25 protein-coding genes are annotated in these 18,970 nt (G+C 69.8%); 14 read left to right on the top strand and 11 right to left on the bottom strand.

What is annotated here, in order from left to right; genetic code table 11:
• Nucleotides 1-41 precede the first annotated feature (41 nt).
• Genes ACV7GQ_RS09490 through ACV7GQ_RS09475 form a run of 4 tightly spaced genes read right to left on the bottom strand, consistent with a single transcriptional unit; the run spans nt 42 to nt 1,597 of the window.
• Nucleotides 42-269: a hypothetical protein gene (locus tag ACV7GQ_RS09490; protein ID WP_470310007.1), complete on the bottom strand. Its 228-nt coding sequence runs from the start codon at nt 267-269 to the stop codon at nt 42-44.
• Between the two features lie 14 nt (nt 270-283).
• Entirely contained in the window at nt 284-982 is a 699-nt protein-coding gene (locus tag ACV7GQ_RS09485) for an RNase P subunit p30 family protein (RefSeq protein ID WP_470310006.1), read from the bottom strand.
• Nucleotides 982-1,407: an RNA-binding protein gene (locus ACV7GQ_RS09480; protein WP_470310005.1), complete on the bottom strand. Its 426-nt coding sequence runs from the start codon at nt 1,405-1,407 to the stop codon at nt 982-984. Before ACV7GQ_RS09480 ends, ACV7GQ_RS09485 begins: the two co-directional genes overlap by 1 nt.
• A 7-nt stretch (nt 1,408-1,414) precedes the next feature.
• Nucleotides 1,415-1,597, bottom strand: a complete 183-nt coding sequence (locus tag ACV7GQ_RS09475) for a DUF1918 domain-containing protein (RefSeq protein WP_166969410.1) — start codon at nt 1,595-1,597, stop codon at nt 1,415-1,417.
• A gap of 197 nt (nt 1,598-1,794) precedes the next feature.
• Here ACV7GQ_RS09475 and ACV7GQ_RS09470 point away from each other — a divergent pair, with 197 nt between their 5' ends.
• Nucleotides 1,795-2,355: an NUDIX hydrolase gene (locus ACV7GQ_RS09470; protein ID WP_470310004.1), complete on the top strand. Its 561-nt coding sequence runs from the start codon at nt 1,795-1,797 to the stop codon at nt 2,353-2,355.
• Between the two features lie 47 nt (nt 2,356-2,402).
• Here ACV7GQ_RS09470 and ACV7GQ_RS09465 read toward each other — a convergent pair whose 3' ends face one another.
• From ACV7GQ_RS09465 to ACV7GQ_RS09455, 3 genes are all read right to left on the bottom strand, one after another.
• Complete coding sequence (locus ACV7GQ_RS09465; protein WP_470310003.1) at nt 2,403-2,642, bottom strand: hypothetical protein; 240 nt, start codon at nt 2,640-2,642, stop codon at nt 2,403-2,405.
• A gap of 52 nt (nt 2,643-2,694) precedes the next feature.
• Complete coding sequence (locus ACV7GQ_RS09460) at nt 2,695-3,519, bottom strand: hypothetical protein (RefSeq protein ID WP_470310002.1); 825 nt, start codon at nt 3,517-3,519, stop codon at nt 2,695-2,697.
• Nucleotides 3,520-3,598: 79 nt separating this feature from the next.
• The gene (locus tag ACV7GQ_RS09455) at nt 3,599-3,766 is read right to left on the bottom strand and encodes a hypothetical protein (protein WP_470310001.1); all 168 of its coding nucleotides are present in this window, start codon (nt 3,764-3,766) and stop codon (nt 3,599-3,601) included.
• A 38-nt stretch (nt 3,767-3,804) separates the two neighbouring features.
• On the opposite strand from ACV7GQ_RS09455, the gene ACV7GQ_RS09450 reads away from it, so the two are divergent.
• Both ACV7GQ_RS09450 and ACV7GQ_RS09445 read left to right on the top strand, forming a co-directional pair.
• Nucleotides 3,805-4,689 (top strand): extracellular solute-binding protein, encoded by an 885-nt coding sequence (locus tag ACV7GQ_RS09450; RefSeq protein ID WP_470310000.1) that lies wholly within the window; start codon nt 3,805-3,807, stop codon nt 4,687-4,689.
• Nucleotides 4,664-5,464, top strand: coding sequence for a molybdate ABC transporter permease subunit (locus ACV7GQ_RS09445; protein WP_470309999.1), 801 nt, complete (start codon nt 4,664-4,666; stop codon nt 5,462-5,464). Before ACV7GQ_RS09450 ends, ACV7GQ_RS09445 begins: the two co-directional genes overlap by 26 nt.
• Here ACV7GQ_RS09445 and ACV7GQ_RS09440 read toward each other — a convergent pair.
• Entirely contained in the window at nt 5,461-6,294 is an 834-nt protein-coding gene (locus ACV7GQ_RS09440; protein WP_470309998.1) for a molybdopterin synthase, read from the bottom strand. The genes ACV7GQ_RS09445 and ACV7GQ_RS09440 overlap by 4 nt on opposite strands.
• Nucleotides 6,295-6,447: 153 nt before the next feature.
• On the opposite strand from ACV7GQ_RS09440, the gene ACV7GQ_RS09435 reads away from it, so the two are divergent.
• Complete coding sequence (locus tag ACV7GQ_RS09435; RefSeq protein ID WP_470309997.1) at nt 6,448-7,044, top strand: DUF4382 domain-containing protein; 597 nt, start codon at nt 6,448-6,450, stop codon at nt 7,042-7,044.
• A 1-nt stretch (nt 7,045) separates the two neighbouring features.
• Here the strand turns inward: ACV7GQ_RS09435 and moaC are convergent, their stop codons facing one another.
• Genes moaC through ACV7GQ_RS09420 form a run of 3 tightly spaced genes read right to left on the bottom strand, consistent with a single transcriptional unit; the run spans nt 7,046 to nt 8,867 of the window.
• Nucleotides 7,046-7,525, bottom strand: a complete 480-nt coding sequence (gene moaC, locus ACV7GQ_RS09430; RefSeq protein ID WP_470309996.1) for a cyclic pyranopterin monophosphate synthase MoaC — start codon at nt 7,523-7,525, stop codon at nt 7,046-7,048.
• 44 nt (nt 7,526-7,569) lie between these two features.
• Nucleotides 7,570-8,172 carry a MogA/MoaB family molybdenum cofactor biosynthesis protein gene (locus ACV7GQ_RS09425; RefSeq protein WP_470309995.1) on the bottom strand — a complete coding sequence of 201 codons (603 nt, stop codon included), beginning with the start codon at nt 8,170-8,172 and terminating at the stop codon, nt 7,570-7,572.
• Nucleotides 8,173-8,210: 38 nt separating this feature from the next.
• Nucleotides 8,211-8,867, bottom strand: coding sequence for a helix-turn-helix domain-containing protein (locus ACV7GQ_RS09420; protein WP_470309994.1), 657 nt, complete (start codon nt 8,865-8,867; stop codon nt 8,211-8,213).
• 174 nt (nt 8,868-9,041) lie between these two features.
• On the opposite strand from ACV7GQ_RS09420, the gene ACV7GQ_RS09415 reads away from it, so the two are divergent.
• Genes ACV7GQ_RS09415 through ACV7GQ_RS09370 form a run of 10 tightly spaced genes read left to right on the top strand, consistent with a single transcriptional unit; the run spans nt 9,042 to nt 18,969 of the window.
• Nucleotides 9,042-9,614: a hypothetical protein gene (locus tag ACV7GQ_RS09415; protein ID WP_470309993.1), complete on the top strand. Its 573-nt coding sequence runs from the start codon at nt 9,042-9,044 to the stop codon at nt 9,612-9,614.
• A 2-nt stretch (nt 9,615-9,616) separates the two neighbouring features.
• Entirely contained in the window at nt 9,617-10,267 is a 651-nt protein-coding gene (locus ACV7GQ_RS09410) for a QcrA and Rieske domain-containing protein (RefSeq protein ID WP_470309992.1), read from the top strand.
• Nucleotides 10,268-11,662, top strand: a complete 1,395-nt coding sequence (locus tag ACV7GQ_RS09405) for a cytochrome b (protein WP_470309991.1) — start codon at nt 10,268-10,270, stop codon at nt 11,660-11,662.
• Nucleotides 11,655-11,837: a DUF8120 family protein gene (locus ACV7GQ_RS09400; protein ID WP_470309990.1), complete on the top strand. Its 183-nt coding sequence runs from the start codon at nt 11,655-11,657 to the stop codon at nt 11,835-11,837. Before ACV7GQ_RS09405 ends, ACV7GQ_RS09400 begins: the two co-directional genes overlap by 8 nt.
• Nucleotides 11,830-14,688: a nitrate reductase subunit alpha gene (gene narG, locus ACV7GQ_RS09395; protein ID WP_470309989.1), complete on the top strand. Its 2,859-nt coding sequence runs from the start codon at nt 11,830-11,832 to the stop codon at nt 14,686-14,688. The genes ACV7GQ_RS09400 and narG overlap by 8 nt, the downstream gene beginning before the upstream one ends.
• Nucleotides 14,685-15,758 carry a nitrate reductase subunit beta gene (gene narH / locus ACV7GQ_RS09390; protein ID WP_470309988.1) on the top strand — a complete coding sequence of 358 codons (1,074 nt, stop codon included), beginning with the start codon at nt 14,685-14,687 and terminating at the stop codon, nt 15,756-15,758. The genes narG and narH overlap by 4 nt, the downstream gene beginning before the upstream one ends.
• Complete coding sequence (locus ACV7GQ_RS09385; protein ID WP_470309987.1) at nt 15,751-16,590, top strand: ethylbenzene dehydrogenase-related protein; 840 nt, start codon at nt 15,751-15,753, stop codon at nt 16,588-16,590. Before narH ends, ACV7GQ_RS09385 begins: the two co-directional genes overlap by 8 nt.
• Nucleotides 16,590-17,267, top strand: a complete 678-nt coding sequence (locus ACV7GQ_RS09380; protein ID WP_470309986.1) for a molecular chaperone TorD family protein — start codon at nt 16,590-16,592, stop codon at nt 17,265-17,267. The genes ACV7GQ_RS09385 and ACV7GQ_RS09380 overlap by 1 nt, the downstream gene beginning before the upstream one ends.
• Nucleotides 17,264-18,097 (top strand): DUF8068 family protein, encoded by an 834-nt coding sequence (locus ACV7GQ_RS09375; protein ID WP_470309985.1) that lies wholly within the window; start codon nt 17,264-17,266, stop codon nt 18,095-18,097. Before ACV7GQ_RS09380 ends, ACV7GQ_RS09375 begins: the two co-directional genes overlap by 4 nt.
• Complete coding sequence (locus tag ACV7GQ_RS09370) at nt 18,094-18,969, top strand: HEAT repeat domain-containing protein (RefSeq protein WP_470309984.1); 876 nt, start codon at nt 18,094-18,096, stop codon at nt 18,967-18,969. Before ACV7GQ_RS09375 ends, ACV7GQ_RS09370 begins: the two co-directional genes overlap by 4 nt.
• Nucleotide 18,970: the final 1 nt, after the last annotated feature.

The raw sequence follows: 18,970 nt of genomic DNA, 5'->3' as shown, positions 1-18,970 counted from the left end.
TTGGCCCAACAGCGTAATGAGCGGTGCGGTGTCGACGGCGCCTACCGCAGTGCCGACCCGAACCGGCTGGCGCTGTCGTCGGACGAAGCTGTGGGGTCCTCGACTCGCGCCACCGGGGTCCGGACCGTCAGATAGACCACGGCGACGACCATCCCGACGGTTTCGGCGACCACTATCGGGTTCCCTACCGACGCTGTCGGTGCGCTGCGACCGACCACGAGGCCGAAGACGACGAGGGCGGCGTAGCGTGAATGGTGCCGATAGTTCACCCCGGTCGACAGGGTCAGCCGTCGTCCTCGTCGAGTCGGACGCCGGGCTCGACGAACGAGTCGTCGGTCACCCGGCGGTTCCGCTCGGCGAGACGGCCCCACGCCTCGAGGCCGGCACGTATCTGGTCCCCGGTGAACCCGACGGCCTCGCCGAGCGCGACGAGTTCGCGCGGGGCCCGGAGTTCGAGGTGGCTCCGGGGGTCGCCGGAGACGACGTACGGCGCGTCGGCGTCGGCGACGAGTTCGCGCAGCTTCCGGAGGTCACCCAGCGCCCGCACCCGGCTCCCACCGCTGTCGGCCAGCACGTCACGCAGCGAGAACTCGACGCGGACGCCGTTGTCGGCCGCGGCGTTCGCGAGGACGTGGTTGAAGTCGCCGTCGCCCCGCATCGGGTGCGCGAGGACGTCGACGGCCGGGTTCTCGACGGCGAACCGATTGACCGCTCGGTCGCCGCCGTGGACGACGACGACGGTGTGTTTCGAGCGGTGGTTCCCGACGAGGCCGCTGGCCTGCGAGGGGGTGTCCGCCCGAACCTCCACGCCCTCGACGACGTCGATGTCGTACGCCTCGCCGACGGCTTCGGCGTCGTAGTCGGCCGGTTCGTCGCCGTGGTTCCGGACGACGACGCCGTCGAAGCCGTAGTCGGCGGCGGTCAGCGCCTGTCTGGCGACGGTGCTGTCGCCGTCCGGGTGCGCGTGGACGGCCTCGTACATCACAGTTCGTCGAGGAGTTCGCGGGCGTTGGCGATCGCCTTCTCCCGCTTCGCGGGGTAGGCCTCGACCTTGGCCCGCAGGGTGATACCGTCGCCCCGGCGGACCTCGCCGCCGAAGGCGGCCTGCTTGTCGAAGGTGAGAAAGAACGAGCAGTTGTCGTCGACCCTGTCGTCGAGCTCCGCACGCACGTCGTCGATGTCGTCGAGCGTCGCCACCTGCGAGAGGACGTGGCGCACGTCGTCGGCGTTCTCGACCCGGGCCGAGAGGACGACGATGCGGTCGCCGTAGTGGCCCTCGCTCTCCGTACGCTCTAGCTCCCAGTCCTCGGGGAGGAAGGTACGCAGGGCTTGCTCGACGCGCTTCTCGTCCTCCGTGGCGTAACAGAACGTCCGGAGGTCGACGTAGTGGAACGGCACCGACGACATCTGGGCCTTACTCCTCGGCCGCTTCGAGGTTGTCTTCGGGGACGCCCTGCTCCTGGCCGTCCTCGAAGGAGACGGTGTAGTTGGCGTCGCCGAACATCGTCTCGACGACCTGCGTGATGGTGCCTTCCTGCCCGTCGTAGTCGCTGTGCTCGTCGTGGAGAATGACGCTGTCGTCTTCTTCGAATGCCATGCCCGGCGGTACTGGATGCCCGGTCAAAAAGGGACTGATTCGCCCCGACGGCCGCTGTCGGTCCGGAACGGCCGCGTCCGACGAGGTGTCGAAGGGTTATAGTGAATCTCACGCGTACTCGTCTGCATGACCGGTTCGTCTACGCCTCTCCAGTCGCTGTCCCCGTGCGGTAGACACGCCCCCTCCAGCGGCCACAGATGACCACCGTCGACGACCTGTGGTACCTCGCCGACGTCGCCAGCCAGCAGGCCGAGCAGACCTACCACGACCTGACGGAGCGACACGCCGACTTCGTCGAGTTCACGCGGCACCGACGGGTCCCCCGACCGCGGTTCCGGTCGGTCGCCGAGGACGCCCGCGACCACGGCGCTCCCTACGGTGCCCACACGCTGACGTACCGCCCGTCCGGCGACCTCCTCCTGGTCCGCCACGAGGGCGTCGGCAAGTGGGTGCTCCCCGGCGGCGAACTCGACGGCGGCGAGACGTTCCGCGAGGCCGCGCTCCGCGAACTCGGCGAGGAGGGCGGCATCGAGGCGACCATCGAGGGGCTGGGGATGCTCGGCCGGGTGGAGTTCCACTGCGACGGCAACAGCACGTGGGGCGTCCTGCCCGTCTTCGAGGCGCGGGCCGAGACGACGACCGTCGCCGTCGACGACCCCGACCACGAGATAAGCGCGGCCCGGTGGTTCGACGAGTTACCGGCCGACACGCGGGACCGCGACGAGATACTGCGGTGGCGTGACCGGCGGTTCGACTGACGGACGCCGCTGTTTCGGAGGCATCCGACAGTCGAGGGGTGGAGAAGTTACGCCTCGTCCTCGACTGCGTCCGACCGCTTTTTCTTCGGGACTCTCGACTTCGCCCGCTCGACCATCGGCGCGGCCGACGCCCACTTCTCGCCGACGATGGCGCCGACGAAGGCACCGAGACCGGCGGCCGTGCTCGCGGCGTTTCGCCCTATCAGGCCGCCCAGTGCGCCGCCGACGGCGCCACCGATGGCTGCGTACTTCGCGCGACTGACGGTCCGCTTGAGTCGTGCTTTCATATCCGACCCGACACACGTCGGACGGAAAAAAGCATCCGCCGACGACCGTCGGTCACTCGGGACCGAACGACTGCCCCTCGCGGGCGTCGGCGTCGAGTCGTCGGACCGTCGCGCGGGCGTTGCTGGCGTCGTAGCCGAACAGCACCGAGTGGCCGTACTCCGATGCGACCTCGACGGCCTTCGCGAGGTCGTCGATGTCGACGTCGACGGCGTACAGTTCGACGCTGAACCGGGTGTCGAGCCGGTCGCGGAACCCCTTCGCGAGTATCTCCAGCCAGTAGGTCGTCGAGTAGGCCATGTCGTAGATGGGGACGACGAACTCGTCGACGTACTCGTCGATAGCGTCCACGTCGACGCCGGTCCGCGATTCCAGGTGGCCCGGATAGGGGTCGGGGTACAGCGTGAGATAGAGGTCGCCGGGGACTCGCTCGCGGGCGTCGGCGACGAAGGAGGTGATGACGTCCGTCCGCCACGCCGCCCAGTCGTCGTACTCGCTCTCGGCGAACTTCCGTTCGCAGCGGTCGCAGTGGCAGTACTCGTCGCGGGGGAAGCCCACGTCGTCAAGACGGACGTCCTCGTTGACCTCGGCGGCCTCCGCGACGATGTCCAGCAGCCCCTCCCGATAGCGCTCGTGGGTCGGACAGACGTACGTCCAGTCGAAGTACGGTTCGTTCCGCGTGGCGGCGGTGCCCTCGTCGTCGAACGCCAACAGCTCCTGCTCGCTCTCGACGGCGTTGTCCCCGAAACACGACACCATGTTCACCGCGCCGGGAATCGGTTCGACGGCCCGGCCGGTGACGTCCTTGACCTCGTAGAACGCCCGGTCGAACTCCGACCACTCGGTCTCCTCCTCGTTGCGCGTGACGACGCCGTACATGGACTCCCGTTGGTCGCTGTCCGGGGTAAGGGTTCTGAAAAGGGTGGTCGTGGGCTGTGCTGGTGGGGACCCTCTCGCGTCACTTCCTGGCGAAGTAGACCAGTGCGAGGGCGACGATAGCGACGACGGCGAGTACCTTCTTCGACATCGGTCCGAAGTACGTGGCACACTCACAAAGAACTATCGGCGGACCGTCGGCAGTCGGCGACCCGCTCGCCGTAAAACACCGCCAATTGTTGGTACCCATCCGAACAGGCAAGTGGCCCAACGCCGAACCACCGAACGATGACGGCCTGCCATCGGCGGCGCTTCCTCGGCCTCCTCGGGAGCGGCGTCGCCGCCGGTCTCGCGGGCTGTGGCGCCGTCGGCCGGTCGCGCGTCCGAACGCTCGTGGCCGGCAGCCTGCAGGCCGCCGCGAGCGAGACGCTCCAGACGGCGACGCGACCCGAACTGGCCGTCGAGGCGCACGGCTCCGTCCACGCCGCGCGGCTGGTCGCCGACGGGAAGCGCGACCCGCACGTCCTCGCGCTCGCGGACCCCGCGCTGTTCGAGCGGTTGCTGTCGACGCCCTGGTACGCCGTCGTCGCGAGCAACGAGCTCGTGCTGGCGTACAACCCCGAGACCGCCGGCGGGCGCCGCGTCGCCGAGGCCGAGTCGTGGACGGCGCCGCTGGGCCGGGCGGACGTCTCCCTGGGTCGGACCGACCCGGACCTCGACCCGCTTGGGTATCGGACTCTCTTCGCGCTCGAGCTGGCCGCTCGGCGGCGCGACGACCCGGACCTCGTCGACGCCGTGCTGGCGCCGGACCAGCGCTACCCCGAGACGCAGCTGCTGGCGCAGTTCGAGACGGGGAGCATCGACGCGGCGTTCGTCTACCGGAGCATGGCCGTCGAGCGCGACTACCCCTTCCGCGAGCTGCCGCCGGCGGTCAACCTCGGCGACCCGGCCTACGCCGACAGCTACGCCGACGTCCAGTACGAACTCCCCGACGGCACCGTCGCCCGCGGCGCCCCCATCGAGTACGCCGCGGCGCGCCGGGCCGACGACGCGGAGACGAGACGGGTGTTCGAGACGCTGCTCGCGGGCAAGTGGCTCCGTGACCACGGGTTCCTCGTCCGCGACCGCTACCCACGCATGGAGGGCGATGTCCCGAACGATTTCCGGGGCTGAGACGGCCTCCCGGCGCGTCGGGCTCGAACTCCGGCAGCTGGTGCCCGTCCTCGGCGCCGTCCTGTTGCTGTACTTCGTGGTCCCGGTGGCCGTCCTCGTCGTCACGTACTCCCCGACGGCGCTGGCGAACCTGGCGTCCGGCTACGTCGTCGACGCCGCGACCACCTCCCTGCTCGCGGCGCTGTCGAGTACGACCCTGGCGTTCGTCTTCGGGCTCCCGCTGGCCTACTGGCTCTCGCGGAGCGACCACGTCCTCACCACGGTGGCGCTGGGCGTCGTGGTCCTCCCGCTCGTCCTGCCGCCGGTCGTCAGCGGGATGCTCCTGCTGACCGTCGTCGGTCCGGAGGGGCTGGGCGGGCTCACGGACCTCAGGCTGACCCGGTCGCTGTTCGGCGTCGTCGCGGCACAGACGTTCGTCGCCGCGCCGTTCTTCGTCGTCACGGTGAAGGCGGCCTTCGACGGCGTCGACAGCCACTTCGAGGAGGCCGCCCGCTCGCTCGGCCGCAGCTGGCCCGAGACGATGCGCTCGGTGACGATTCCGCTCGCCAAGCCGGGCATCCTCGCCGGGCTCGTCCTCACCTTCGCACGCGCCATGGGCGAGTTCGGCGCGACGATGATGCTGGCGTACTACCCGCGGACCCTGCCGGTCCAGATATGGGCGTCGTTCATCTCCAGCGGCCTCGACGCGGCGCTCCCCGTCGCCGTGGTCCTGTTGAGCGTCGCGCTGGGAACCCTGCTCGTCGTCCACGGACTGCGGGCGACGCCGTGGCGCTAGCAGTCCCGCTCGTGGGCCCAGAACTCGTCGTCGACGGTCACCTCCTTCTTGAACAGCGGGACCTCCTCCTTGAGGCGGTTGATGCCGTCCTCGACGGCCCGGAACGCCTCGCCGCGGTGGCCCGCCAGAATCACCACGAAGACGATGTCCTCGCCCGCGTCGACCACGCCGGTCTTGTGGTGCAGTCGGACCGCGTGGACGCCGTCACGGGCCTCGAGGTCCGCCCGTAGCTCGGCCATCCGCTGGGCGGCCACCTCGTCGTAGCGCTCGAACTCCAGGAACTCCGTCGGCCGGTCGTCGGGGCTCTCCTTCGCCCGGACGCGCCCGGTGAACGTCGCGATGGCGCCCGCCCGGTCCTCGTCGGGCGAGCGCTTGACCTCCTCGACGAGCGTCTCGAGGGTGACGTAGGGGTCACGCTCGTGGAGGGCGTCGAGGACGGCGTCGACGTCGGCCTGCTCGCCGCTCTCCGCCCGGTGGATGACCGGCTCGGCCACCTCCCGGTCGCCGAGGACGACCTTCGGAACCGCCGCGTCCCCGAACCCCTCGAGGAAGGCGTAGTCGTACTCCGGTGCGAGGGCGTCGAGCGTGTCTGTCAGGGTCCGTGCGTCGCCGGTCGCGAACCACTCGCCGTCGTCGGTCACTGCGACCGTCTGGCCCGCGCCCGCATCGCGGTGGCGCGCCGAATCCTTCCCCTCCGTGTCGACGTCGGGCGAATGCGTACAGTGCTTGACCGTCGCGACCGAGCCGGACGCCGAGCAGCGCTCGACGAGGCGCTCGACCAGCGTCGTCTTGCCGGTGTCCGAGTGACCGGCGATACCGAGGACGTGCATGGATACACGTTGTGACGGCGGCCACCTATGTGTTTCCGATGGTCCACCCCGCGCTCGACCGGCGGTCCGTGCGCGACACGCCACCGAGTCACATCCGCACATACCTTACTAGTTGGCCAACAGGCCGATACTGGGGACTCCGGACGGTAACGTATGGACCGACGCACCTACCTGAGTGGTACTGGGACGCTTCTCGCGACCGGCCTGCTCGCCGGCTGTTCCGGCGGCGGAACGGCGACCGGCACGCTCGCGACGAGCGTCAGCGACCAACCCGGCGACATCGGCGACTTCGAGTCCTGTGTCGTCACGATGGCCGGCCTGTGGGTCAAGCCTGCGACCGAGGAGACGACGGCGACGGACACCTCGACCGGCGAGGACGACGGCCGGGAGTACGTCGAGTTCGACGAGCCACAGGAGGCGGACCTGACGGAACTGCAGGGCGAGAAGTCGCAACTCGTCGACGAGGAGTCCGTCGAGACCGGCGAGTACGAGTTCCTCCAGCTCGACGTCACCGGCGTCGAGGGCACGCTCTCGGACGGCAGCGACGCGACCGTGACGACGCCCGGCGAGGCGCCGCTGAAGTTCAACCAGTCGTTCGAGATACGGGAGGACGAGCGGACGCACTTCGTCGCGGACTTCACGCCGGTCCAGCAGGGGAACGGCGGCTACATAATCCGGCCCGTCGCCTCGGAGACCGAGGTGCGCTACACCGAGGAGACGACGACCGGCGGCAACGCGACCGACGCGTAGTTCACTCGGCCCGCTCGACCGACTTCTCGACGACGCGCACGCCCTCGATAGCGGCGGTCGGGTACTCGCCGTCCGCGTCCTTCTCGTTGGCCTTGACCATATCCCAGACGACGTTCAGCCCCGTCGTCACGCCCTCTAGGGCCTCCATCTCGCAGCCGGTCTTCCCCGTCGTCTCGACTGCGACGGTGAGTTCGACGCACTCCGTGCCGACCTCGAACCCGGTCTCGACGTTCGTGACGGGTATCTGGTGGCACATCGGAATCGTCTCCCACGTGTGTTTGACGGCCTGAATCGCGCCGATGCGGGCCGTCGTCAGCACGTCGCCCTTCTCGACGTCGTCGGCGGTGATGGCGTCGAGGGTGCTCTCCGAGAGGCGGATCTCCCCGCGCGCCACCGCGCGACGCTGGCTGTCGGCCTTCTCGCCGACGTCGACCATCTGTGCGTCCCCGTCCTCGTCGACGTGTGTGAACTCGTCGGGCATACCGGACGCTAGCGCGAGGGCCTTCAAAACCGTGCGGGTCTCTCCTACCGGCGGACGAGTCCGAGCAGGTGGCCCACGGCGGGCGCGATCAGCTCCTCGCTGCCCATCCGGGCGGCGTTCTCGCTGCCGGGCAGGCAGAACACGAGGCGGTCGTCGACGACGCCGGCCGTCGCCCGCGACGCCATCGCCATCGGCCCGACCTCCTCGTAGGAGCGCCAGCGGAACAGTTCGCCGAAGCCGGGCACCTCGCGGTCGAACAGCGCGCCGACCGCTTCGACGGTCACATCGTCGTCGGTCAGTCCCGTCCCGCCGGTCGTCACCACCACGTCGGCGCCGTCGTCCATGGCCGCGGCGACGGCGTCCGCGATGGCCGCTGCGTCGTCGGGTACGAGCGAGCGGTCGAGGACGTCGTGGCCAGCCGCCTCGAGGGCCGACTCGATGGCGTCGCCGCCCGGGTCCTCCTCGAGCGTCCGCGAGGACGAGACGGTCACCACCGCGATGGCGACGGCCTCCGCATCGTGTGCGTGATGGTCGTCGTGGTCGTCCCCGTCGCCGTGGTGGTGCTGTTCGTCGCCGTGGTGGTGCTGTTCGTCGCCGTGGTGGTGCCCATGCTCGTCACCGTCGTGGCCGTCCGCGTCGTGGTCCATACCCGTACAACTCGCTCGCCGGCAGTAAACGGTCGGGGTCAGGCGCCGAGCAGGTCGTCCAGCAGCTTCCGCTGGGCGGCGGCCAGATGCTCGGTGAACGTCGTCGTGGCGATGTCGAGGTCCTCGGCCACGTCGCCCGCGGACGCGTCCCGCGGATGCTCGAAGTACCCCATCTCGTAGGCCCGTTCCAGCACCTCGTTCTGTCGGTCCGTCAGGGTGTCGCGGTCGAGCACCGCCGGTCGACCGCTGCGGTCGCTCTCGGCGCTCTCGACCAGGCGACGGAGGCTGATTCGCTCGCCCTCGTCCCGCAGGTCCTCGATGACCGACCGGAGCGTCGCGATGTCCTCGACGAGGAACGTGACCACCATCGACTCCTCGTCGGCGTCGACCGACTGCACCACACAGCCCGCGCGCTCGACCCGTTCGCAGACGCACCCCTGGTCGGCCGGGCGAGCGAACCGGTAGACGCGTTCGCCCTCGTAGGCGAACACCGCCTCGACGGCGTCGTTCGACTCCGCGGGCGGCGCCGTTGTGCCCTCGCCCGAGAGCGTGAACTCCTCGAACACTTCCCCCTCCGCAGCACCGAGCGCGCTCCGCGAGACCTCGGTGACGTGCCACTCGTCGTCGGCGTTGGGGGCGACGTAACACGACCGCGGGGCGAACACTTCTACCTCGGCGAGGACACGGTCGGGCATACTGACAGATTCGCCCGATAGCCCGATTATATCTGACCCCGAATATGTTCGTGGTACAAGTCCCCTTATAAAGCACCTAAGATGTCTGGCTCGTGGTTCAGGGAGATGGTTCGTGAATGGCCGAACACGCGAACCATCCGTCCGGCCTCCGCCGGGTGGGTGTGGACCGCAACCATGAGACGCAACACGATACTCATCGGCCTGCTGATAACGGCGGTACTGCTCCCGATGTGGTTCGTCGCCCTCCACGGGGAGCCACCGTCCGAGGAGATAGCCATCGACGAGAGCGTCACCGAACAGCGGCCGCTCCAGGGGTTCGTCGACACCCCGAACAAGCTCTCACCCAGTCAGGTGGGCGTCATCGTCTGGGTGGCGCTGTTCGCCCTCGTCGGCGTGCTGGCGGCCGTCCACCAGTTCATGAACCGGGCGGTGCGGCCACCGGACGACGCCCAGACGGTGGCCGACGGGGGCACCGTCTCGCTCCCGTGGCTCGACACCGAGACGCGCTGGGTCGTCGAGTACCACGACGCCTCCGACGCCATCGAGGGCCTCGTGGCGATGGGCGGCCTGACGGTGCTGGCCATCGTGTTCGCGGCGCTGTTCACCGGCGAGTACCTCACGCTGGCCCGCACGCAGTACTTCGGCCTCTACGCCACGGGGATGTTCGTCTCGCTGGCACTCTCGACGGTCGCGTACTACGCCTGGTTCATGCCACACATCGAAGTCGCCGAACTCAGGGGGCACTGACCATGGACTACCCGAAACCGGACGACGAGAGCGACGAAGCCGACGACTGTCCGTGTAGCGACGCCCCCGCCGTGTCGCCGACGCTGTACGGCGACGCGCGGGCGGAACTGCGACGCCGTGACTTCGCGAAGTTCCTCGCGAGCGTCGGCGGCCTGACCGCCGTCGCCAGCCTCACGGCCCCGCTCGCCAGCACCACGCAGGTGTTCGAGCGCAGTTACGAGGGCCCCGTCTACTCCGACGGCGTCCACCTCGTCGACAGCGAGGGCGAACGCATCCGCGAAAACCGGCTCTCGGAGGGCGAGAAGCTGACCGTCTTCCCGGAGCCACGGCCCGGCATCGAGGACGCGCCGACGCTGCTGGTGCGCCACCCCGAGTCCGAGTACGGCGGCGGCATCGAGATGGGGTACACCGTCAGCGGGTACGCCGCGTTCTCGAAGGTGTGCACCCACGCCGGGTGCATGGTCGCCAACGAGGAGGGGAACCTGCTCGTCTGCCCGTGCCACTTCGGGAAGTTCGACCCGCTACAGGGCGCGTCGGTGGAGGACGGGCCGCCGGGACGCCCGCTCCCGCAGCTGCCCATCACCGTCACCAGCGACGGCTACCTGGTGGCGACGGGCGACTTCGAGGGGCCGATCGGCCCGGGAGGTGGGTGAATGTCCCGCGCGAAGCGGCTCTACGACTGGTTCGACACGCGCCTCGACGTCGAGAACGCACAGACGTTCCTCGGGAAGGCGTTCCCGGCCGAGGACTCGTTCCTGCTCGGAGAGGTGGCGCTGTTCTGCTTCCTCCTGCTGGTCCTCTCGGGCGTGTTCCTCGGGTTCTTCTTCGAACCCTCCACGTCCGACGTCGAGTACGACGGCAGCGTCCAGAAGTTCCAGGGCGAGGAGATGCCCGAGGCGTTCGTCTCGGTGCTGCACATCACCTACGACGTCCCCTTCGGGATGTTCATCCGCCGCCTCCACCACTGGGCGGCCCACCTGTTCGTGGCCTCTATCGGGTTGCACATGTTGCGGGTGTTCTTCACCGGCGCCTACCGCAACCCGCGGGAACCCAACTGGATAGTCGGCACCGGACTGGCGGCGCTGGCGATGGGCGCGGCCTACACGGGGTACGCGCTCCCGTTCGACGAGTTCGCCGCCACCGCGACCAGCATCGGCTACAACCTCACCATCTCCGTGCCGGTGGTCGGGGACTTCTTCGGGCAGGTGATATTCGGCGGCGAGTTCCCGAGTAGCGCGACCATCCCGCGCCTGTACTTCCTGCACGTGCTGGTCATCCCTGCCGCCATCGCCGTCGGGCTGGCCGTCCACATGGCCATCCTGATACGCCAGAAGCACACCGAGGCGCCGCGGGACGACGACCTGAGGATGGGCGAGCAGACGGTCGACGAGGACGACGACAGCGTCATCGTCGGCCTGCCCGCCTTCCCGAACCAGGCCGCCGTCTCCGCCGTCGTCTTCTTCCTGACGGCGGCGACGCTGTCGGCGCTCGCCGGCCTCCTGCCGGTCCACAACATCGCCCACTACGGCCCGAACGACCCGGCGAGCACGCCGGAACTCATCATGCCCGACTGGTTCCTGATGTGGGTGTACGGGTTCCTGAAACTGCTCCCGAAGTGGGCGAGTTTCACCGTCGGGCCGGTCCACGTCAGCGGCGAGTTCATCGGCGGCATCGTCCTGCCCGGACTGGTGTTCGCCGCCGTCGCCGTCTGGCCGTTCATCGACCGGACGCCGGAACCGACCCACTTCACCGTCGATCCGCTCTCCCGGCCGTGGCAGACCGGCGTCGGCGTCGCCGCCGTCGCCTTCGTCATGATAGCCTCCATCGCGGGCATGAACAACATCCTCGCCGACCAGGTGCTGGGGACGACCACCGGCGTCGTCAACCCCATCCTGCAGGCCGCGCTGTTGCTGGTCCCGCCGCTGTTCGGCGGCCTGACCTACCTCCTGCTCCGGGATGGCGACGCCGAGTCCCCCGCCGACGAGCAGGGCGTGGCCGCCGACGGCGGCCCGGCCGGAGGCGCGACCGGAGGTGACTCCGATGACTGAACTTGCGACCCTCTCCGCCCGCCAGTATCGTCTGCTGGACACGTCGAGCAAACTGCTCGGCGTCGCACTCGTCGCCGGCGGGCTGGAGGCCGGCGGGTCGACCCCGACCGGGCTCGCCCTGGCCCTCGCCGGCGTCGCCTGTGCGACCGCGACCGTATTCCTCACCCATGAGTAGACACGACCCCACCGACGACGCGACGGACAGTTCCGGAATCAGTAGACGTGACTTCGTGCGCGGCCTCGGGGCCGCCTCGCTGCTGGGGGCGACCGGCCTCTCCTTCGCCGACGACGGCATGCAGGGCCTGGAGGCCGTCGACGACCCCATCGGCAACTACCCCTACCGCGACTGGGAGGACTTCTACCGCGAGGAGTGGGACTGGGACGACATCGCCCGGTCGACCCACAGCGTCAACTGCACCGGGTCCTGTTCGTGGAACGTCTTCGTCAAGGACGGGCAGGTCTGGCGCGAGGAGCAGGCCGGCGACTACCCGACCTTCGACGAGAGTCTCCCGGACCCGAACCCCCGCGGCTGCCAGAAGGGGGCCTGTTACACCGACTACGTCAACGCCGACCAGCGCGTCCTCCATCCCCTCCGCCGCACCGGCGAACGCGGCGAGGGCCAGTGGGAGCGCATCAGTTGGGACGAGGCCCTGACCGAGATCGCCGACCACGTCATCGACGAGGTGCAGGCGGGTCGGTACGACGCCATCTCGGGATTCACGCCGATTCCGGCGATGTCGCCGGTCTCTTTCGCCTCCGGCAGTCGCCTCATCAACCTGCTTGGCGGCGTCTCCCACTCGTTCTACGACTGGTACTCCGACCTGCCGCCGGGCCAGCCCATCACGTGGGGCACCCAGACGGACAACGCCGAGTCCGCCGACTGGCACAACGCCGACTACATCATCGCGTGGGGGTCGAACATCAACGTCACGCGCATCCCCGACGCGAAGTACTTCCTCGACGCGGGCTACGACGGCACCAAACGCGTCGGTGTCTTCACCGACTACTCCCAGACGGCCATCCACACCGACGAGTGGCTCTCGCCCCACGGCGGCAGCGACACCGCTCTCGCGCTGGGGATGGCCCAGACCATCGTTGACGACGAACTGTACGACGAGGCCCACCTGAAAGAGCAGACCGACATGCCGCTGCTCGTCCGCGAGGACACCGGGAAGTTCCTCCGGGCCGGCGAGGTCGGTCTGGCCGGGGACGCCGACGACCCCGAGAAGGTGTTCGTGATGGTCGACGCCGACGGGAACCTCCGCCGCGCGCCGGGGTCGCTGGGCGAACGCGACGGTCAGCACGACCCCTCGGCGAGCATCGAACTGGACTTCGACCCGCAACTGGGCGTCGAGCGGGCCGTCCAGACCGACGACGGCGAGGTGCAGGTCCGCTCGGTCTGGGAGAACCTGCAGGACGAACTCGCTCAGTACACCCCCGAGTACGTCCACGAGGAGACCGGCGTCGGCCAGTCGACGTACCAGCGGGTCGCCCGCGAGTTCGCGGAGGCCGACGCCGCGAAGATCATCCACGGCAAGGGCGTCAACGACTGGTACCACAACGACCTGGGCAACCGCGCCATCCAGTTGCTCGTGACGCTGACGGGCAACCTCGGCGAACCCGGCACCGGCCTGGACCACTACGTCGGCCAGGAGAAGATATGGACCTTCCACGGCTGGAAGGTCCTCTCGTTCCCGACCGGGAGCGTCCGGGGCGTGCCGACGACGCTGTGGACCTACTACCACTCGGGCATCCTGGAGAACACCGACCCCGACACCGCCGAGAAGATTCAGCAGTCCATCGACGAGGGGTGGATGCCGCTGTACCCCTCGGAACGCGACGACGGCACCCGACCGGACCCATCGACGATGTTCGTCTGGCGGGGCAACTACTTCAACCAGGCGAAGGGCAACGTCGCCGTCGAGGAACAGCTCTGGCCCAAACTCGACCTCGTCGTCGACATCAACTTCCGGATGGACTCGACGGCGATGTACTCCGACATCGTGCTCCCGGCCGCGAGCCACTACGAGAAGTACGACCTGAACATGACGGACATGCACACCTACGTGCACCCGTTCACGCCCGCCGTCGAACCGCTGGGCGAGGCCAAGACCGACTGGGAGATATTCCGCCTGCTCGCACAGAAGATCCAGGAGCGGGCCAAAGCGCGCGGCGTCGACCCCGTCGAGGACCGGAAGTTCGACCGCACCATCGACCTCACCACCATCTACGACGACTACGTCCGCGACTGGGAGACCGGCGAGGAGGGGGCGCTGGAGGACGGCCGCGCCGCCTCCGAGTTCATCCTCGAACACTCCGAGGAGTCCAACCCCAGCGACTCCGACGAGCGAATCACCTTCGCCGACACCGAGGAACAGCCCCGGCGGTTGCTGGCCGCGGGCGACCACTGGAGTTCGGACATCGAGGACGGAGAGGCCTACGTCCCGTGGCAGAGCTACGTGCAGGACAAGGAACCCTGGCCCACTTTCACCGGCCGCCAGCAGTACTACGTCGACCACGACTGGTTCCTCGAACTGGGCGAGGAACTGCCGACCCACAAACGAGGCCCGCAGGACACCGGCGGGGACTACCCGCTGTCGTACAACACGCCCCACGGCCGGTGGTCCATCCACTCGACGTGGCGGGACAACGAGAAGATGCTGCGCCTCCAGCGCGGCGAACCCGTCGTCTACCTCAACCCCGACGACGCCGAAGAGCGGGGCATCGAGGACGGCGACACCGTCGAGGTGTTCAACGACCTCGGGAGCGTGGAGGTGCAGGCCAAAATCTACCCGTCGAGCGAACCCGGGACGGCCCGCCAGTACTTCGCGTGGGAGAAGTTCCAGTACCCGGACGACGACAACTTCAACACGCTCGTCCCGATGTACATGAAGCCGACCCAGCTGGTGCAGTACCCCGAGGACACGGGCGAGCACCTGCACTTCTTCCCGAACTACTGGGGGCCGACCGGCGTCAACAGCGACGTGAACGTGGACGTCCGCCCCGCCGGAGGTGACAGCCAATGAGTAGCCAGAACGACCAGTCCCAGTCCGAGGACACGCACGTCAACGTCGCCGACGGCGTCGACCACCAGGTCGCGATGGTGATGGACCTGAACAAGTGCATCGGCTGCCAGACCTGCACCATCGCCTGCAAGTCCCTCTGGACGGAGGGCGGCGGCCGCGAGTACATGTACTGGAACAACGTCGAGACCAAACCCGGCGAGGGGTACCCCCGCGGCTGGGAGGACTCCGGCGGCGGGTGGGAGTCCGGCGAGCACAAGGAGCGCAAGACCGGCGAGATACCGTCCGAGGAGGAGTACGGCCGCCCGTGGGAGTTCAACCACTCCGAGATCATGTACGAGGGGAGCGACGAACCCCTGCGCCCCCGAGAGGGCGCGGAGTGGGGCCCCAACTGGGACGAGGACCAGGGGGCCGGCGAGTACCCCAACAGCTACTACTTCTACCTCCCGCGCATCTGCAACCACTGCACCCACCCCTCCTGTGTGGAGGCCTGCCCGCGGTCGGCCATCTACAAGCGCGCCGAGGACGGCATCGTGCTGGTCGACCAGGACCGGTGCCGGGGCTACCGCTACTGCGTCGAGGGGTGTCCCTACAAGAAGGTGTACTACAACACCGTCTCGAAGCAATCAGAGAAGTGCATCTTCTGTTACCCCCGGCTGGAGGGCGAGGGCCCGGACGGCGAGACGTACGCGCCGGCCTGCGCGGAGGAGTGCCCGCCACAGCTCCGGCTGGTCGGCTTCCTCGACGACGAGGCGGGCCCCATCTACAAGCTCGTCGAGGAGTACGAGGTGGCCCTGCCCCTGCATCCCGAGTTCCGGACCCAGCCGAACGTCTACTACATCCCGCCCTACGCGCCGCCACAGCACACCGACGAGGGGGAGACGGTCGACGTCGAGCGCATCCCCCGCCAGTACCTCGAGGAGCTGTTCGGCGAGCGGGTCCACGACGCGCTGGACACCATCGAGCGCGAGCGCCAGCGCGTCCGGCAGGGCGGCGAGAGCGAACTGATGGAACTGCTCCAGCACAAGAACCCGGCGAAACAGTACCGACTGGAGGTGTTCGACGATGCCTGATACCACCCGACGACGGACCCTGCTGGCGGCGGCCGTCGTCACCGTCCTCGTCACGCTCTCGGCGGTGGCGGCGCCGCTGGCCAGCGCGCGACCGGCACACGAGATACCCGTCGCCCCGGCGAGCGGCGACCTCTCCGGGCCGACGACCGAGGGCTGGGAGGACGTGCCCGCGGCGACGGTGCCTCTCGCCAGCGCACCGAGCAGCGTCCCCAACGCCGACCAGACGAGCATCGAGCGCGTCCACGTGCAGGCGGCCCGCGGCGACGGGCAGCTGTACCTCCGCCTCCAGTGGCACGACGCGACGCGGGACGTGGCGACCAACGAGACGCGGCGCTTCGCCGACTCCGTCGCCGTCCAGTTCCCGGTCAACACCAGCACCCGGCCGCCGATAGCGATGGGCGGGCCGACCAACCGCGTCAACGTCTGGTACTGGAGCGGCGCGACCGGCACCGAGGAACTGCTGGCCGGCGGTGCCGGCTCGACCACGCAGTTCCCCAACGCCTCTGTCGAGGCGACCGCCGTCCACCGCGGGAGCGGCGAGAACGCGACGTGGACCGTCGTCTACACCCGCGACGTGGACGCGTCCGGCGCGAACCGGACGACCATCGCCGACGACGGCGACGTGGACGTGGCGTTCGCCGTCTGGAACGGCTCCAACAGCGAGCGGGCCGGCCGGAAGTCCGTCAGCGAGTGGCACTACTTCCCGTTCGGCCCGGGGCCCGAGGGACCGCCCTACGAGACGCTGCTGTGGACCATCGCCGGCGTCGCCATCGTCGGCGTCGTCGCGGTGACGGCGTTCGGCGTCTACCGGACCGGCGGGGGGAGCAACTGATGGCGGCCGCCAGCGAGGACGTCGACGACGTCGACCCTGACGCGGCCGCACGCGGGACGGTGTACCGGGTGCTGGCACAGGCGTTCCGCTACCCGGACGAAGAGCTCCACGCCGCGGCCGCCGACGGGTCGCTGGACGCGGACGTGCGGGCCTGCATCGACCGGACCCCGCTCGAGGTGGCCGTCCCCGAACTCGCCACCGACGACGACTACGAGACGCTCGCGGCCCGGTACAACGACGTCTTCGAACTGGGCTACAGCGAGTACACCGACCGGACCGACGGGTCGCTGGACGCCGAGGGGCCGCCGGTCCCGCTGTACGAGTCGAAGTACCGGCCAGACCAGTCCTGGAACGACGTGAACCTCGACCTCGCGCGGGCCTACCGTCACTACGGGCTGGAGATCGACGGCGACGAGCGCGACAACCACGACTCGCTGGCCTACGAGCTGGAGTTCGCGGGCTACCTCTGCCGACGGGAGGCGGCCGTCGGGGACGACGCCGCGATGGCCCGGCTGGACTTCCACGACCGGCACCTCGGCCACGCCGCCGCCGGCGTCGCCGACCGCCTCGCCGAGGAACCCGGGACCGACGTCTACGGCGCGCTGGGCGAACTGCTGGAGGGGTTCGTCCGGGCGGACAGGAACGACCTCGCGGACCGACTGGAGGGTCGGCGATGAGCACTCGCTCGACCTTGCGGACGGTCCTCCCGCGGATAGCCGGCGTCGACCACCGGCGGGCCGCCGTCGCGGCGACGGTGCTCGCGGCGGTCGCCCTCGCCGGTCGCTTCCTCGCGGCACTCGCCGTCAACGTCCCGACGGCGCCCGCGACTGCTCCGGTCGGGGTGCTTGCGCCCGCGGCGACGGCGCTGGCCGCGCTGGCCGCGCTCGTCGTTGGGCTCACCGAGCGCACCCCCGTCGCCGGCGTCGGACTCCTCTTCGTCGGCGTCTTCGGCCTGCTCTCGCTGGTCTCGCCGGCGGCCGCCACGCCCGCCGCCGTCGCCGTGGTCGCCGGCGTCGCCGTCGCGGGGCTCGCCCACCGCGAGGCGATGGACGCGGGTCGCGGCGCCGTCGTGGGCCTCCTCGTCCTCGCCCTCGGCGTCGCCCTCGCGAGCGGCGTCGGGGGCGTCGCCTCGCTCCGCCCGCTCGCGTCGACGCTCGCGCTGGCCGGCATCGGGGTCACGCCCGTCGTCGCGGCCACCGACGCCTCGGCGCTCGTCCGCGGGTGTCTCGCGTTCGGCGCCGTCGTCGCCGTCGGTCTCTCGATGCCGTTCGTCGCCGGCGCGGTGACGCTGGTCGGTACCGGGGCCGTCGGCACCTCCCTGCCCGTCGTCGCGCTCGCGGCCGGTGGCGCGGTCACGACCGCCAGCGCCGCGGGTCGGGAGCGACGCTGGGCGCTGCTGGCCGCCGTCGCACTGCTCGCGTTCGCCGGCGTCCCGGTGACCCTCGGCCGGGCGGTCCCGTTCGCCCTCGGCGTCGCGGCGCTCGTCTCGCTGGAGGTGGCGCGATGAGCGACGACTGTGGCTGTGGCGACGGCGGCTGTGGCGACGAGGAGTTCGAGAAACACCTCCGGGAGGACCCGGACCCGCAGCTCGACCCCGAGCGCAGTCCGGGGATGCACGCCGACATCGACGCGCTGGAGGACATCGAGGTGAGTCGGGAGGACGTGACCATCGGCGAGGCCACGCCCGAGGAACTGGCGGCCGCCGACACGGAACCGGTCGAGGACTCGGACGCCGCCGACCTGCTGGCCAACCTAACGACCGGGAGCGCCGTCGACCGGCGACGGGCCGCCCTCGCCTTGCAGGACGTCCCGACCGAGGACGCGGTGGTCGCCGGGCTCGCGGAGGCGGCGACCACGGACGGAGACAGCGACGTCCGACAGTTCGCGGTGGAGGCGCTGACCGCCCACGGCGACGAGCGGGCGGCGGCCGTCGCCGTCGAACTGCTGGACGACCCCGACCCGTGGGTCCGCGCCGAGGCGGTGGTCGCGCTCGACAACCTCGCTCGCGGCGCCCACGAGGCGGACATCGCCGCGACGCTCGACGCGGACGACCACCACGCAGTCCGTCGGAACGCGGCCATCTCGCTGTTCAAGCTCCGCGGGGAAGCGATGGCCGACACGCTGCTGGAACTGAGCCACGACGAGAGCGAGCGGCTCCGCGAGTGGGCCGCCCACATGCTGGCCGGGGTGGACGGCGACGCCGCCCGCGACCGGCTCCGAGAACTGACCGACGACCCGGCGACGGTCGTCAGGCAGACCGCCGAGCGCTCGCTGGAGGCCGACCCCGGCCGCTTCCGCCGGCAGTTCGGCGGGGCGCTGGAGGCCGACGCCCGTCTCCTGCCCGGCGAGGACCGACTGAACCGGATGCCCGACCTCTGAC

It is taken from the genome of Haloarcula sp. MBLA0163, assembly GCF_055632435.1.
The sequence above is the reverse complement of the archived record's forward strand: the minus strand, read 5'-3'. Positions and strand labels throughout refer to the sequence as shown.

Coding starts and splice junctions, on each gene's coding strand:
- ACV7GQ_RS09385 (WP_470309987.1), top strand. CDS start 15,751: ATGCCTGATACCACCCGACGACGGACCCTGCTGGCGGCGGCCGTCGTC.
- ACV7GQ_RS09415 (WP_470309993.1), top strand. CDS start 9,042: ATGAGACGCAACACGATACTCATCGGCCTGCTGATAACGGCGGTACTG.
- ACV7GQ_RS09435 (WP_470309997.1), top strand. CDS start 6,448: ATGGACCGACGCACCTACCTGAGTGGTACTGGGACGCTTCTCGCGACC.
- ACV7GQ_RS09470 (WP_470310004.1), top strand. CDS start 1,795: ATGACCACCGTCGACGACCTGTGGTACCTCGCCGACGTCGCCAGCCAG.
- ACV7GQ_RS09465 (WP_470310003.1), bottom strand. CDS start 2,642: ATGAAAGCACGACTCAAGCGGACCGTCAGTCGCGCGAAGTACGCAGCC.
- ACV7GQ_RS09400 (WP_470309990.1), top strand. CDS start 11,655: ATGACTGAACTTGCGACCCTCTCCGCCCGCCAGTATCGTCTGCTGGAC.
- moaC (WP_470309996.1), bottom strand. CDS start 7,525: ATGCCCGACGAGTTCACACACGTCGACGAGGACGGGGACGCACAGATG.
- ACV7GQ_RS09450 (WP_470310000.1), top strand. CDS start 3,805: ATGACGGCCTGCCATCGGCGGCGCTTCCTCGGCCTCCTCGGGAGCGGC.
- narG (WP_470309989.1), top strand. CDS start 11,830: ATGAGTAGACACGACCCCACCGACGACGCGACGGACAGTTCCGGAATC.
- ACV7GQ_RS09455 (WP_470310001.1), bottom strand. CDS start 3,766: ATGGGTACCAACAATTGGCGGTGTTTTACGGCGAGCGGGTCGCCGACT.
- ACV7GQ_RS09475 (WP_166969410.1), bottom strand. CDS start 1,597: ATGGCATTCGAAGAAGACGACAGCGTCATTCTCCACGACGAGCACAGC.
- ACV7GQ_RS09375 (WP_470309985.1), top strand. CDS start 17,264: ATGAGCACTCGCTCGACCTTGCGGACGGTCCTCCCGCGGATAGCCGGC.
- narH (WP_470309988.1), top strand. CDS start 14,685: ATGAGTAGCCAGAACGACCAGTCCCAGTCCGAGGACACGCACGTCAAC.
- ACV7GQ_RS09410 (WP_470309992.1), top strand. CDS start 9,617: ATGGACTACCCGAAACCGGACGACGAGAGCGACGAAGCCGACGACTGT.
- ACV7GQ_RS09460 (WP_470310002.1), bottom strand. CDS start 3,519: ATGTACGGCGTCGTCACGCGCAACGAGGAGGAGACCGAGTGGTCGGAG.
- ACV7GQ_RS09420 (WP_470309994.1), bottom strand. CDS start 8,867: ATGCCCGACCGTGTCCTCGCCGAGGTAGAAGTGTTCGCCCCGCGGTCG.
- ACV7GQ_RS09445 (WP_470309999.1), top strand. CDS start 4,664: ATGTCCCGAACGATTTCCGGGGCTGAGACGGCCTCCCGGCGCGTCGGG.
- ACV7GQ_RS09440 (WP_470309998.1), bottom strand. CDS start 6,294: ATGCACGTCCTCGGTATCGCCGGTCACTCGGACACCGGCAAGACGACG.
- ACV7GQ_RS09480 (WP_470310005.1), bottom strand. CDS start 1,407: ATGTCGTCGGTGCCGTTCCACTACGTCGACCTCCGGACGTTCTGTTAC.
- ACV7GQ_RS09405 (WP_470309991.1), top strand. CDS start 10,268: ATGTCCCGCGCGAAGCGGCTCTACGACTGGTTCGACACGCGCCTCGAC.
- ACV7GQ_RS09485 (WP_470310006.1), bottom strand. CDS start 982: ATGTACGAGGCCGTCCACGCGCACCCGGACGGCGACAGCACCGTCGCC.
- ACV7GQ_RS09370 (WP_470309984.1), top strand. CDS start 18,094: ATGAGCGACGACTGTGGCTGTGGCGACGGCGGCTGTGGCGACGAGGAG.
- ACV7GQ_RS09425 (WP_470309995.1), bottom strand. CDS start 8,172: ATGGACCACGACGCGGACGGCCACGACGGTGACGAGCATGGGCACCAC.
- ACV7GQ_RS09380 (WP_470309986.1), top strand. CDS start 16,590: ATGGCGGCCGCCAGCGAGGACGTCGACGACGTCGACCCTGACGCGGCC.